The organism is Carboxylicivirga taeanensis (genome assembly GCF_051851475.1).
Taxonomy (GTDB): domain Bacteria; phylum Bacteroidota; class Bacteroidia; order Bacteroidales; family Marinilabiliaceae; genus Carboxylicivirga; species Carboxylicivirga taeanensis.
This window is the reverse complement of the sequence record NZ_JBPUSJ010000001.1, coordinates 436,271-449,638: the sequence shown is the minus strand read 5'-3', so window position 1 is coordinate 449,638 and position 13,368 is coordinate 436,271. Positions and strand designations below refer to the sequence as shown.

Sequence of the window (13,368 nt, the reverse complement as noted above, 5' to 3'; positions counted from 1 at the left end):
AATCACAATTATTGTTTACTCTATAAAAACCTAGGTTGGGCAAACTTTTTATTGAGCTTCATGTTTAACGTCTTGACACTTTAATTAGGAATCCGGTCGTTAGACACATGGTTTAAACTAACCTGAGAGTTTCACCAAAAAGTTATCAGAAAAAATACAAACAGATGAAGATATATACAAAAACAGGCGATCGCGGGCAAACCGATTTATTGGGAGGTGTACGTGTTAATAAGGATGATATACGCGTAGATGCCTATGGCACATTTGATGAGGTTAACTCATTCATTGGCCTTTTGAGGGCTAAGCTGGACCCGCAACATGAGTGGCAGGATAAGTTGCATCGGATACAGGTGGAGTTGATGAACTCTATGAGTCATTTGGCAACTCCTCAGGAGTTGAAGGAAAAAAACACGATGCCGTTGCCTGAAGGAATGGATAAGTTCTGTGAGCAGTGGATTGATGAGGTTGAAGCAGGCTTAAGCAGCCGTTCTGATCACTTTATTTTGCCGGGTGGCAATGAGGTGTCGGCCTTGTGTCATGTGGTGCGCTCCCAACTTCGTAAGGGAGAGCGTAAGCTAACCGCTTTACATCGTACTTATCCGGTTGATCGCTCAATTTTGTTCTTTATCAATCGATTGTCCGATTTGTTTTTCAGCCTTTCGCGAGCAGCCATGGAAGAAGCGCATTTAACAGAAGAGCGCTGGAAAGCCTTTTTATATAATCGGGGAAAATAAGAGCACAGCATTTGCTGTAGCTTTTTTTCTAACTTTGCAGCAAAATTATTCCGATGATAGAGAAACATACCTGCCGTCAGATTGGCGTTATTGTTAAAACACATGGCATAGCCGGAGAAGTTGTAGTGCGCCTGTTCAGTGAGTTTTCTATAGAAGATCTGGATAGCGAATTTCTTTTTTTAGAGCTGGATGGTGGGTTAGTTCCATTTTACCTGGAAGAAGCACGCGAAAAGAACCAAACAGATGTGTTGGTTAAGTTGGAGCAATTAGCTAACGATCAGGCTGCTTTGAAGGTTATTGATGCGCCTGTTTATATGCCAAAGCAAGAGACTGAAGCAGAAGAGGAGGAAGCTCCGTTCTCAGCTTATCAACTGGTTGGCTATCAATGTCAGGCCGTTGGTTATGGTTACATTGGTGAGATTGTTGCCATTCGTGAAATTTCAAAAAATCCCCTGTTTGAGCTGGAGCACGATGGAGAGGAAATCTTAATCCCAATTGTCGATCATTTTATTGCGGGTATCGACGATGAAAAAAGGGAAGTCGTTTTTGACCTCCCCGATGGATTAATCTAAGCGACTGGGCGATTAGAATGTTGTTTTTTCGTGTTTGCTGATTGCTTCACGCCATTCTGCTTTGAGTTCGATTGCATTTTCGTTGATTTTATGAAACGCCACCATTACCGACTTACAAATGGCTTTGACCTCTTTAGAGTCGGAGTTTATCACCTGCTGAACCATGTTCAGACTCTTGGTACCCAGGCGTGTAATGGCCGTTTTAACCTCCATTTTATTCTTCAAATAAATTGGAGATAAAAAATCGGTATTAATATTCGCAACGATAAGCGTTTCGTCTCCTTTAAAGATTTGACCGGATAGCACATCCTGCATGTAGTGCATTCGTCCCAAATCAAAATACTCCTGTATCGTGGAGTTATTAACATGTCCTAAACCGTCAATGTCGTTAAAGCGGATTTGTATGGGCGTGCTATGATAAAATGTTGTTTCGTTCATGTAATAAAGCTTAGAGCTAATAGCCCATTATTCTCTGATAATTGTTACTTGTCCGTCTTTAGCGAGTTTAATAATGCTCGATGGTGCCGGATTAGCAGTTTCCTCCTGTCTGAACTTAACGATGTAATCCACACCCGTTTTAACGGCGTCACTCACCTGAGCAAAATTCTGTGGCGATGGTTCACCGCTTATATTCGCTGACGTGGAGATAATCGGTTTTTTGAACCTTACACACAGCTGCTTAGAAAATTCTTCCTCCGTGATGCGAATGCCCACGCTTCCATCTTCGCCCAGCAGGTTAGGTGCCAGGTTTTTGGCATCGTCGTAAATGATGGTCAATGGTTTGGTAGTCAGCTCAGCCATGTCATAAGCTACTTCCGGAATATCATTTACATAACCAGCCAGTTTTGCAGTGCTATCCAGAAGCACCAGCATGCTTTTTGAGTCGGCACGTTGCTTCAAGTCATAAATTCTTTTTACGGCATCAGCATTGGTGGCATCGCAGCCTATGCCCCATATGGTGTCGGTTGGGTAAAGAATGATTCCACCGTTTCGCAATACTTCAAGCGCTTGTTTTAAATCGTCGTGCATGGTCTGTTTTTTGATGGCAAGATAGGAAAAAGGGAAAAGATGGGGAAGATTTGAGTGAAAACATAATGTTCATCACGTAGCATGAAAGGTTAAACAAAAAATGTTAAAAACGGATAGAGAATTAATATAAAACCATATTTTTGCGGCGCATTTAGGTTTACAAAAGCCACAACGGCCGCTGTAATGAAAAGGGAATCCGGTGTAAATCCGGAGCTGTACCCGCAGCTGTAAGCCCCATTTAGGTTTCAAATGCTTCAGCCACTGTCAGGCGCACTGATGGGAAGGCCATTTGAAACGGGGTGAGCCAGAAGACCTGCCTGTTTGCACGACAGTATTCTTTGCTTTCGGGATAAAAGCGAGATGATAGCCAGGCTATTCATACATTTTTTTCCAACGTGAATATTGTCTTTAAAGATTTATAAACAACTTAAAAGACAAAATTAGAATGAAACGAATTTCTTTCGCCATTTTATTGGCGTTGAGTGCCGTTTGTGCTTTTTCACAAACCATCCACAAGGACACTTTTCTTATTAAATCGATTGACATCGAGGCTGATGTGGTGTTTGAGAAACATCCGACTGCATTAAAAACAATGGAGCCCTTAAAGCACATTCCAATTACTGTGTCTACTGTTAATCACAAACAGATAGAAGAACGTGCGGTAAATAATCTGAATGAAGCTTTACGATACACTACAGGTGTACGGCCAACAATTAATTACGGTGGTTTTCAAACCTTCCGTTTCAGAGGTTTCGGGCAGCCTGTAATTATGGTTGATGGCGCCCGAGATGAGCGAATGAACTGGTCGAGCAGTGCCCCGGTTACTAGTCTTACTGCTGTTGAGAGCATCGAGTTTTTAAAAGGGCCTGCATCAGTAGTGTACGGCCACTCAGCTGTAGGCGGTATTTTAAATATTGTGCGTAAGCAGCCTACTGAAGAAACAACGGGCAATGCGCGTGTTGGGTATGGAGCATGGAACAAAAAGCGCATGAATCTTGGTGCAGGTGGGGCTATTGCTTCACCCTTAACCTACCGTTTTGATGCCGGTTATGCTGATAGTGACGGATGGCGCGATAACAAAACTAATACAGCCAATGCTTATCTGGCTCTTGACTGGCAGCTCAACGATAACAATGTAATTAAGTTCAAGGCCGGAGCCAATGATGATTTTTATGCGACAGAAGCAGGTATGCCTGCGGTTACGAATGATATTTTTGATGCAACAACCAATAAGCAAGTATATGAGATTGGTGATCTGCCGGCTGGTTTTAAACGTGAGCAGCGCTATAACGATCCATCCGATTATTTGACGCATACTAATTATAACATTGCACTTGCATGGGAGCACACTTTTGGTGCAGTCACCCGTTTGGTAACAGGTATCTCCTATAATGATGATGACATCGACTATTTCTCCACAGAAGAGTTGAGTTATCTGACCTCAAATGAGTCCATTTACGATCATTACTACCTAAGTGGAGACAATAAAAAGTACATCTGTCTGGATTCGTTGCAACGAACTTTTCCACTGCGTTTTTCGCACAAAACAAAAACCTTGCAGTACAATGCCGATGTGTATCACGAGTTTACTACAGGAGGCTTAAAGCATTCTTTTGTTGGCGGCTATTCATTGCTTTATCTCGACCGTGTGAGCTACACAGGCTATAATGTGGGGCAGGATGTATATGGTGACGGACTGTTTGCTAAAGTTTCGGTGGTTGATCCTGTTTTAAATCAAGGCTATTTGAAAACTAAATTTTCAGGTGCTCGCGTAATGAGTGATGCCTCACATGGCTTATATTTTCAGGATGTTATTGATGTCATGCCGCAATTGAAGGCGATGTTAGGTGGTCGTTTTGATTTATATAAGTATAACTATCAACGAGCAACCGTTACCAATGGACTCGATTATGAGTTTAATCCGGATAGCCCGGAGCAGTCCATTACCAATAAAGCATTTTCTTATCGTGCCGGATTGGTGTATTTGCCTTATGAGGATTTGTCTATTTATGCTTCTGCATCTAGCTTCTTTAAGCCTTATCGTAGTGTGTTTAACTCCAACTATATCTATATAGATAAAAATGGAGAAGAGTTTCAGCCTGAAGAAGGCGAAGAGGTATATGAGCCGCAACAAGGTTATCAGCTAGAAGGAGGTATTAAATGGGAGTTGGGTGCGCGATTAAATGTGAATGCGAGTTCGTATTATATCCTGAAGGAGAGTATTGTACAATATTTGGAAAAAACCGAAGCAGGTAAACAAGTTTATGGACAAGTTGGAGCTGTTGATTCGAAAGGTTTTGAATTGGATGTTATTGCTTATCCATTCAAAGGCATGTCTGTTAATGCCGGATACAGTTATAACGAGACGCGCTACAGAGCTTTTGCCAATAATCCTTATATGAGCGATTACAGTTACGAAGGCAATGCATTGACGCATACGCCGGAAAATCAATTTTTTGCATGGGCCAACTACACGGTACAAAGTGGGTTGTTGAAAAATCTGAGCATTGGAGGTGGCACCCGTTATACCGATGACGTTTTTACAAATGCCTCAAATGCCATTGTGTTGCCGGCCTATTGGGTGAGCGATGCTACAGTAGCTTATACTTTGGATAATGTCACATTGCGTTTGAATGCGAATAATATTGCTGATGAGTATTACTTCGATAATACAGTATATAGCGCTCAGTATGTACCTGGTATGGGGCGTTCGTTCGAAGCTTCAATGAGTATTAATTTTTAAGTAGATGATTAAATTGCTTAAACGATTCATGTTTTCGGTTCATCGCTGGACCGGATTCGTAATGAGTCTGCTTTTTGTAATGTGGTTTATATCAGGAGTGGTGATGATTTACCACTCCTTTCCCAAACCTAAAACGCAGGCTTACTTTCAAAAACAAAAAGCGCTTTCGCTGAAGGACAGTATTTTGTCACCTGTTTCTGCTATTGAAGGGCATCCAAGTTCTTCTCTTACGCTGGAGATGTTTAATGATAAGCCTGTTTATCGCTTGCCAGGTAAGACCGCGCAAATGTTTGATGCAGCTACCTTAACACCCATCGATAGCATCGATGAAAATGGAAGCGCACAGTTGATACAAGCCGTTTACTCCTCTCCTGTTAAGAAACGCGAATTCCTGACTGATTACGATTCTTGGATTCCGTGGTCGCATTATAAGGCGCATTTTACAATACATAAATACTGGCTTGATGATGAGTTTAATTCTGAGGTTTATGTATCGGGAACGAATGGTCAAATAGTGCAGGAAACTACACGTTTCTCACGTTGGATGGCCCGTATTGGCGCTATTCCGCACTGGTTGTATTTTAAGCAGTTGCGATTAAACGCTCTCTTGTGGGTCGATGTGGTTTTCTGGCTGAGTTGTATTGGTTGTTTTGTATGCGTGTCAGGTGTTGTGGCTGGTTTGGTTCGATTTAAGCGTAAACGTAAAACTCGTGCTCTTGACGTAAGTCCATATAAAAAAGCCGTCTTACGATGGCACCATTTAAGTGGACTTGTTTTTGGGGTGTTTGTGTTTACCTTCATCCTGAGTGGTCTGATGTCGCTTGCCGATTTACCTTCATGGCTTTTTTCAAAGGAACAGCCCATTGATTATTATCGCTTGTGGAATGCTGATGAGTTAACCGTTGATGAGGTTGGAACCGGTTTTAACGAAGTTTTGAAGCATAAGGCAGAAAGCTCTGTTAAACGCATTGTTTGCCGAAAACAGATGGAACGCTGTTTTTACGAAGTATATACCAATACCCTTCAAACCCCTGAATGCTTTATGGTGAAAGGGCAGCAGATTTTGGTTTTGCAGCCATTAAGTGAAAGTTGTTTACATTCTTTCCTGCAAAGTCGCTTACCCGATGTGCTGTATAGTATTCGTTTTGTAGAAGATTATTCAACAATCGTAAGAAATAAGAAGCATATGGCAGCAACAGCCGGTTATGAAATTAAACTGGATGATGCTTTTCAAACGCGATTAATTGTAGATGCTCAAACAGGTAAGCTGGAGAAGGTAATCAATGATGTATCGAAATGGCAATGGTGGCTGTATCAAGGCTTGCATACTTTCAGGTTCGGATGGTTTGCCAAGTTAGAGTGGCTTCGACAAACCTGGATAATTCTTTTGTCGGTGGGCGGCACGGTTGTAAGTGTTACCGCTTTGGTGCTAAGCTATCGACTGATTAAGCGGAGAATGAAGAAGTTGTACTAGATAGTATAAAATTATAAAACCTGATAAGAACTGGTCCTATCAGGTTTTTTCTTTCAACTACTCAACGTTAAACTCTTCAACTCAATAACTAAGTGTGAATCATCTAATGTCCAGCAAATATTTGTTTAATGCTTATACCGCTACATTGTTCTCGCGCAATGCATCGTTTAACGAGGTCTTTTTATCAGTGGACTCTTTGCGCTGACCAATAATTAGAGCAGCAGGAACCTGAAACTCGCCGGCTGGGAATTTCTTGGTAATGCTACCCGGAATAACTACCGAGCGAGGTGGTACATAACCTTTGTACTCTTTAGGCTCGTTGCCACTTACATCAATAATTTTTGTGGAGGCCGTTAATACCACATTGGCACCTAATACCGCTTCTTTACCTACACGCACACCTTCAACAACGATACAGCGAGAGCCAATAAAAGCATCGTCTTCGATAATAACCGGAGCTGCCTGCACAGGCTCCAACACGCCACCGATACCAACGCCACCACTTAAATGAACATTTTTACCAATTTGAGCACAGCTACCAACTGTTGCCCAGGTATCAACCATAGTACCTGAACCAACGTAAGCGCCAATATTCACATACGATGGCATCATTACAACGCCCGACTCCAGGAAAGCACCATAACGCGCAACAGCATGAGGCACTACACGAACGCCCTGTGCTGCGTAATCCTTTTTAAGTGCAATTTTATCATGGAATTCGAATGGTCCTACTTCAATGGTTTCCATCTGCTGAGTAGGGAAGTAAAGAATAACCGCCTTTTTCACCCATTCGTTCACAGTCCAGTCATCTCCATTTGGTTCAGCTACGCGTAGTTCGCCTTTGTCCAGTTTTTCAACTACGGTTTTAATTGCTTCAACAGTTTCCGGGTTATTTAGCATCGACCTGTCGTCCCAGGCCTTTTCAATGATATTCTTCAAATCGCTCATTTAATCAAAATTTATGTTTGAAAACAAAAATACCTTTTAATAATAAGATATCACTATAAAAAAATGTTAAGTGATTTGGTTTTAACTAATTAGTTTCGCCCTGTTAAAAGCTGTTAATTATTCGTCCGTTTGTTGAAAAAATAACAACACAGCGTGCAGGAAGGTTTATCTTGAGCTTACCTAATCTCTAACAATGAAAAAATTAGCTTGCATAGCAACCTGTTTGTTGATGACATCGATGTTGGAAGGACAAACCCAAAAAGTATGGCTGCACGGAAAAGTTGTAACACATAACGATGAGCGACCTATTCCACTGGCTCAAATAGCCAGTTATAAAACCATGCAATTATTTGCTGCTGACTCGCTTGGTGAATTTAAACTTATCCTTGATGCCAGTGATAGTCTCAAAATCGTAGCCCTGGGATTCGAAGAGAGGGTCCTTCATCTGGACAGTTTAAATGTGGACCCGGATCGCATGTATCTGTTTCCTTTGAAGCGCATCTCCTATCAGATCCAACAGGTTGATATCAATTCCAACTGGCATTATAGTACCTATCAGGAGCGATTAAGAGCGATGCGCAGTAAACAAATGGAAATGGATTTAATGTTGCCAGCGGATATTAAGCTGGGGAGGAAACCCGATGTGCCAGTTGATATTCTGCCAACTTACAGAAACGATCCTTCGGTGTTGACTTGGGTTTTTCAGCCAACATCGGCCCTCTACTATTACACATCTAAATCAGAAAGGCAGAAACGTAAGATGTTGAAAGTGCTCAGATATGAAAAGCAGCGACAGATGATGACTGTAAATATGCTGCAGCAGGTTAGTGGGTTAACTGGAGATGAGTTGGAGACTTTTATTTTGTATTGTAATGCCCAAATGGAGTTCACCGATAGGGACACCCCGCAAAGTATTAAGTATAAGGTCATGGATTTATTCGATGCATTTAAGAACAGAAAATAGGAGAAGGACAGCTATAGTTATGCTCATCTTGCTACTGGGATGTTGCGGCTCGCTTTTCGCCCAGGAAGGCGTGGGTGAGAGGGTGCTATTGATTGGCCGCCTGGTTGAACGTGATAGTGTTACGGCTGTGCCTTTTGCCTTTGTGGCAAATAGTCAGACCGGATTTGGTAAAGAATCAGATGAAAGAGGGATGTTTAAGTTAAATACAGGTGTGGGTGATACGCTTTTTTTCCGTTGCTTGGGTTACCAGGATACTCTGCTGGTAATTAATGAACAGATGTTGAGGGATAGCTTATTTTGGATAGTTCAAAAACAGACTTTTGAGCTGGGCGAAGTACAGGTTTTAATGTTCAAATCATATGCTTCTTTCAGGCACATGGTAGCCAATATGGATATGCTGCCAACTAAATCAAAAGGAATGTCTATGGGTTTTACAATGAATGATTTGAGAAGAGCTGAAAAGGAGCGTTCCGGAACTTTTGGACTGACCGCAAGATTCGGAAGAGGAAGCACAACAAAAGCGGAAAAAAGATACGAAGCATTGCTTGATGAAGAAAAACGGGATGAGCGATTAAGAGAGTTGACTTCGAGACAAAATATGAGGTATTTTACCAAACTGGATGGTGCCGATTTGGATTCGTTTATGGTGTTTTTACGCACGAAACATAAGATTAATCCGGCACTGTCCGATTACAAAATTATGGAAGCCGTGAGTCAGGCTTTTGAAATGTATATTGTCATGCGAAATGATACCACTAAACTCGATAATTGAAGTTGCTCAGGGTTCATTTTTGAACTTATATTTTGTATGTGAGGATGATGGAGAGTTTGTGTTTGCTTAAATATCAGATATACAGTAAATAGAAGGCGTTTAAGAGGTGCTTCATAATCGTCTCTGTTTGCCGACTTATACCTTATATACATGTACAGGCATTAAATAGTAAGCTGAATAACGCTTTAAAAAGCGAATTGTAAAAAATATCGATATTTTTTTGACTATTTCTTTGGATCTATAAAAATCAATCCTACATTTGCTATCGTAAAAAGCAAAAAAATAGCAGTTCGGCGCTTTAGCCGGAATAAAAAGTTTAAATAAGCAGATTTCATTATGAAATTCAATTTATCACTCATTCTCAACATTATTATTATTCTCGTGGTCATTATTAGAACCTAGGGAAGTGAGGATGCTATGTAGATAAATCAACGAATATACGATACTAAGAGCTTTTCTCACACATGCGAGAAAAGCTCTTTTTTTTTGATACAAACGAACGTAAAATGAAGATAACACTAAGAAGCGCAACATCAACAGAAGGTCGACGGATGGCCGGGGCCAGAAGCCTGTGGCGAGCCAACGGCATGAAGGAGCAGCATTTTGGGAAACCCGTTATTGCAGTGGTGAACTCCTTTACTCAATTTGTGCCAGGGCATGTTCATTTGCACGATATTGGTCAGATGGTAAAGCAGCGTATTGAAGCGAATGGTTGTTTTGCAGCTGAGTTTAACACCATCGCCATTGACGACGGCATAGCCATGGGGCACGATGGGATGTTGTATTCGTTGCCTTCCCGTGATATCATTGCCGATAGTGTGGAGTACATGGCTAATGCACATAAGGTGGATGCCATGGTTTGCATCAGCAATTGCGATAAGATAACACCAGGCATGCTGATGGCTGCCATGCGCCTGAATATCCCCACCGTTTTTGTGTCGGGTGGCCCAATGGAAGCTGGTAAAGCCGGTGGAAAAGCGCTTGATTTGGTCGATGCCATGGTGATGGCGGCCGATGATACAGTTTCGGATGCAGAAGTGGAAGAGGTGGAACGTAATGCATGTCCTACTTGTGGCTCTTGTTCGGGAATGTTTACCGCCAACTCTATGAATTGCCTGAATGAAGCCATTGGTTTAGCCTTGCCTGGTAACGGAACCATCGTGGCCACACATGTGAATCGTAAGCGTTTGTTCGAAAAAGCGGCTGATTTAATTGTCGACATCACTAATCGCTACTATGCAGAAGGTGATGAATCAGTTTTACCACGCTCCATTGCTACTTACAAGGCGTTTGAAAATGCCATGACACTTGATATCGCCATGGGCGGCTCCACCAATACAGTGCTGCATATTTTAGCCATTGCCCACGAGGCAGGGGTGAACTTTACCATGGATGATATTGATCGTTTGTCACGTCAGACACCTGTTTTGTGCAAAGTAGCTCCCAACTCGCACTACCACATCGAGGATGTTAACAGGGCCGGGGGCATCATGGGAATTCTGGCTGAACTAAATCGTGGTGGATTGTTGCATACCGATGTTAGTCGGGTTGATTTTCCAAGCTTGAAGGAGGCTTTGGCAGCTTACGATGTAACAAGTGGTACGGCAACTGATGAAGCGAAAGAGTTGTATACCAGTGCGCCTGCCGGCATGTTTAATTTAACCATGGGCTCGCAGAAAACACAGTATGCGCAGTTAGATACCGATAGAGAAAAGGGATGTATCCGCAGTGTGGAAGGGGCCTACTCCCAGGATGGCGGATTGGCCGTTTTGTTTGGTAACCTGGCCGAAAAAGGATGTATTGTTAAAACAGCCGGCGTTGATGAATCCATTTTTACCTTCAATGGCACAGCTCGTGTCTTCGAGTCACAGGATGAGGCCTGCGAAGGGATTTTATCTGACCAGGTAAAAGCAGGCGATGTGGTCATCATTCGCTACGAAGGTCCTAAAGGGGGACCAGGCATGCAGGAGATGTTGTACCCAACTTCTTATCTGAAGTCAAAGCATTTGGGTAAAGCCTGTGCATTATTAACTGATGGTCGCTTCTCCGGTGGAACATCTGGTTTGTCCATAGGACATGTGTCGCCAGAGGCTGCAGGAGGTGGAATCATTGCCTTAGTGCAGGATGGCGACCCGATTTTAATTGATATCCCCAATCGAAAAATTGAGCTTCAAGTTAGCGATGAGGTGCTGGCCAGCAGGCGCAAAGAGGAAGAAGCCAAAGGGGAAAAGGCATTTCAGCCGGCTAACCGCCAACGAACCGTTTCAAAAGCCCTGAAGGCCTATGCTAGTTTGGTGAGTGCAGCCGATCAGGGTGCAGTTAGATTGATAGATTAAAACATTAACCACAGATAGATTAAAGCTATCAGCCATAAGTCGAAAATTATGGAAACACAAACGCAAACAACAACCATGGAAGCCAAAGAGATGAAAAAGAAACGAATGAGTGGCTCCGAAGCCTTGATGCAATCACTGTTGCATGAGGGTGTCGATTTGTTATTCGGATATCCTGGTGGTGCAATCATGCCTGTTTATGATGCGCTTTACCACTATCAGGATAAATTAAATCATATCCTGACACGCCATGAGCAAGGAGCTGTTCATGCTGCGCAAGGCTATGCACGCGTCACTGGCAAAGTTGGTGTTTGCTTTGTAACAAGTGGTCCGGGAGCAACAAATGCAGTAACAGGAATTGCCGATGCCATGGTGGATTCAACACCACTGGTAGTAATTAGTGGGCAGGTAGCCTCTCCATTATTGGGGACTGATGCCTTTCAGGAAACAGATGTGGTGGGCATTACACAACCCATTACCAAGTGGAACTATCAGGTGAAGCGGGCCGAAGAAATTCCTGAAGCCATTGCCAAAGCCTTTTACATAGCTCGCTCAGGGCGCCCGGGTCCGGTTTTGATAGACATTACTAAAGATGCCCAGTTTGCGCAGTTCGATTTTGAATATAAACCTGTTAATAAAGTTCGTAGTTACAAACCCCGAACAGCTGTAAATGCTGATAAAATAGCGGAAGCTGTTCGGCTAATTAATTTGGCGAAAAAGCCTTTAGCCCTGGTTGGTCAGGGCGTTGTATTGGGGGGCGCCGAGCAGGAGTTGATGGATTTTCTGAAGAAAACCGGAATACCAGCGGCCTGGACGCTTTTAGGCCTATCTGCAATGCCCAGCGATTTTGAGCAAAATGTAGGCATGTTGGGCATGCATGGCAACTATGGGCCTAACGTAAAAACCAATGAAGCTGATCTGATTCTGGCCATCGGCATGCGTTTTGATGACCGGGTAACCGGGAATGTGCAAAAGTATGCCACCAATGCGAAAGTGGTGCATTTGGAGATCGACCCATCTGAAATCAATAAAATCATCTATGCCGATGTGCCTGTTGTAGGAGATGTAAAGGAGTCGCTGCCGATGATCACCAATATGGTGTCAGAAAACCAGCATGAGGATTGGTTAAATGAGTTTAAAGCGTGCGATAAAATTGAAACGCAAAAGATCATGCAGCCCGAGCTATTCCCAGCCAAAGAAGGCATGACCATGGGTGAGGTGATACGACGCGTTACCGAGCAGTACAGTGATGATGCCATCATGGTCACCGATGTTGGACAGCACCAGATGATGGCTTCCCGATACTTTAAGTTTAAGCAATCACGCAGTGTGGTAACTTCTGGAGGATTAGGGACGATGGGCTTTGGTTTGCCGGCCGCGCTGGGAGCCAAGTTAGGACAACCCGAACGCCCGGTGTGCTTGTTTGTTGGCGACGGAGGCTTTCAGATGACTATCCAGGAATTAGGGACTATTTTTCAGACCCAGGCCGATGTAAAAATCATCTTATTAAATAATAACTTCCTGGGAATGGTTCGTCAGTGGCAGGAGTTGTTCTTCGACCGCCGCTATGCATCTACCGAGTTGGTTAACCCCAATTTTCAGATGATTGCAGCCGGCTATGGCATTGCCGCTGAGAAAGTAACAGAGCGCGACAGTCTGGATGCTGCTGTAAAACGAATGGCAGAGCATAAAGGGGCCTTTTTGTTAGAAGTGATGGTTGAAAAAGAAGGGAATGTATTCCCCATGGTGCCTACAGGCGCTTCCGTCTCCGACATTAGGTTAGAGTAGTGCCAAATTAA

11 protein-coding genes and 1 riboswitch are annotated in these 13,368 nt (G+C 43.0%); of the genes, 8 read left to right on the top strand and 3 right to left on the bottom strand.

Translation table 11 applies throughout. The features are described 5' to 3' along the window. Positions 1-164: 164 nt before the first annotated feature. Positions 165-734, top strand: a complete 570-nt coding sequence (locus ACSX1H_RS01970; protein ID WP_439181873.1) for a cob(I)yrinic acid a,c-diamide adenosyltransferase — start codon at positions 165-167, stop codon at positions 732-734. A 53-nt stretch (positions 735-787) separates the two neighbouring features. Continuing rightward, positions 788-1,306: a ribosome maturation factor RimM gene (gene rimM, locus ACSX1H_RS01965; protein ID WP_439181872.1), complete on the top strand. Its 519-nt coding sequence runs from the start codon at positions 788-790 to the stop codon at positions 1,304-1,306. 12 nt (positions 1,307-1,318) lie between these two features. Here rimM and ACSX1H_RS01960 read toward each other — a convergent pair whose 3' ends face one another. Both ACSX1H_RS01960 and ACSX1H_RS01955 read right to left on the bottom strand, forming a co-directional pair. Continuing rightward, positions 1,319-1,744, bottom strand: coding sequence for an acyl-CoA thioesterase (locus ACSX1H_RS01960; RefSeq protein WP_439181871.1), 426 nt, complete (start codon positions 1,742-1,744; stop codon positions 1,319-1,321). Positions 1,745-1,771: 27 nt separating this feature from the next. Then, entirely contained in the window at positions 1,772-2,335 is a 564-nt protein-coding gene (locus ACSX1H_RS01955) for an L-threonylcarbamoyladenylate synthase (RefSeq protein ID WP_439181869.1), read from the bottom strand. Positions 2,336-2,471: 136 nt separating this feature from the next. Continuing rightward, a riboswitch (cobalamin riboswitch) is annotated at positions 2,472-2,670 on the top strand. A gap of 110 nt (positions 2,671-2,780) precedes the next feature. Here ACSX1H_RS01955 and ACSX1H_RS01950 point away from each other — a divergent pair. Beyond that, positions 2,781-5,078, top strand: coding sequence for a TonB-dependent receptor (locus tag ACSX1H_RS01950; RefSeq protein WP_439181867.1), 2,298 nt, complete (start codon positions 2,781-2,783; stop codon positions 5,076-5,078). A gap of 4 nt (positions 5,079-5,082) precedes the next feature. Further along, entirely contained in the window at positions 5,083-6,552 is a 1,470-nt protein-coding gene (locus ACSX1H_RS01945; RefSeq protein WP_439181865.1) for a PepSY domain-containing protein, read from the top strand. A 132-nt stretch (positions 6,553-6,684) separates the two neighbouring features. Here ACSX1H_RS01945 and ACSX1H_RS01940 read toward each other — a convergent pair whose 3' ends face one another. Then, positions 6,685-7,500, bottom strand: coding sequence for a 2,3,4,5-tetrahydropyridine-2,6-dicarboxylate N-succinyltransferase (locus ACSX1H_RS01940; RefSeq protein ID WP_439181863.1), 816 nt, complete (start codon positions 7,498-7,500; stop codon positions 6,685-6,687). 193 nt (positions 7,501-7,693) lie between these two features. Between ACSX1H_RS01940 and ACSX1H_RS01935 the strand changes: the two genes are divergently transcribed. From ACSX1H_RS01935 to ilvB, 4 genes are all read left to right on the top strand, one after another. Further along, complete coding sequence (locus tag ACSX1H_RS01935; RefSeq protein WP_439181862.1) at positions 7,694-8,464, top strand: hypothetical protein; 771 nt, start codon at positions 7,694-7,696, stop codon at positions 8,462-8,464. 19 nt (positions 8,465-8,483) lie between these two features. Next, complete coding sequence (locus ACSX1H_RS01930; protein ID WP_439181860.1) at positions 8,484-9,236, top strand: peptidase associated/transthyretin-like domain-containing protein; 753 nt, start codon at positions 8,484-8,486, stop codon at positions 9,234-9,236. A 506-nt stretch (positions 9,237-9,742) separates the two neighbouring features. After that, the gene (ilvD, locus tag ACSX1H_RS01925) at positions 9,743-11,572 is read left to right on the top strand and encodes a dihydroxy-acid dehydratase (RefSeq protein WP_439181859.1); all 1,830 of its coding nucleotides are present in this window, start codon (positions 9,743-9,745) and stop codon (positions 11,570-11,572) included. A gap of 48 nt (positions 11,573-11,620) precedes the next feature. Beyond that, positions 11,621-13,357, top strand: a complete 1,737-nt coding sequence (gene ilvB, locus ACSX1H_RS01920; protein WP_439181858.1) for a biosynthetic-type acetolactate synthase large subunit — start codon at positions 11,621-11,623, stop codon at positions 13,355-13,357. Positions 13,358-13,368 lie beyond the last annotated feature (11 nt).

What these genes read in the sequence shown, in the direction of transcription:
- ACSX1H_RS01970 (WP_439181873.1), top strand. Translation starts at nt 165, where the DNA reads ATGAAGATATATACAAAAACAGGCGATCGCGGGCAAACCGATTTATTG.
- rimM (WP_439181872.1), top strand. Translation starts at nt 788, where the DNA reads ATGATAGAGAAACATACCTGCCGTCAGATTGGCGTTATTGTTAAAACA.
- ACSX1H_RS01960 (WP_439181871.1), bottom strand. Translation starts at nt 1,744, where the DNA reads ATGAACGAAACAACATTTTATCATAGCACGCCCATACAAATCCGCTTT.
- ACSX1H_RS01955 (WP_439181869.1), bottom strand. Translation starts at nt 2,335, where the DNA reads ATGCACGACGATTTAAAACAAGCGCTTGAAGTATTGCGAAACGGTGGA.
- ACSX1H_RS01950 (WP_439181867.1), top strand. Translation starts at nt 2,781, where the DNA reads ATGAAACGAATTTCTTTCGCCATTTTATTGGCGTTGAGTGCCGTTTGT.
- ACSX1H_RS01945 (WP_439181865.1), top strand. Translation starts at nt 5,083, where the DNA reads ATGATTAAATTGCTTAAACGATTCATGTTTTCGGTTCATCGCTGGACC.
- ACSX1H_RS01940 (WP_439181863.1), bottom strand. Translation starts at nt 7,500, where the DNA reads ATGAGCGATTTGAAGAATATCATTGAAAAGGCCTGGGACGACAGGTCG.
- ACSX1H_RS01935 (WP_439181862.1), top strand. Translation starts at nt 7,694, where the DNA reads ATGAAAAAATTAGCTTGCATAGCAACCTGTTTGTTGATGACATCGATG.
- ACSX1H_RS01930 (WP_439181860.1), top strand. Translation starts at nt 8,484, where the DNA reads ATGCTCATCTTGCTACTGGGATGTTGCGGCTCGCTTTTCGCCCAGGAA.
- ilvD (WP_439181859.1), top strand. Translation starts at nt 9,743, where the DNA reads ATGAAGATAACACTAAGAAGCGCAACATCAACAGAAGGTCGACGGATG.
- ilvB (WP_439181858.1), top strand. Translation starts at nt 11,621, where the DNA reads ATGGAAACACAAACGCAAACAACAACCATGGAAGCCAAAGAGATGAAA.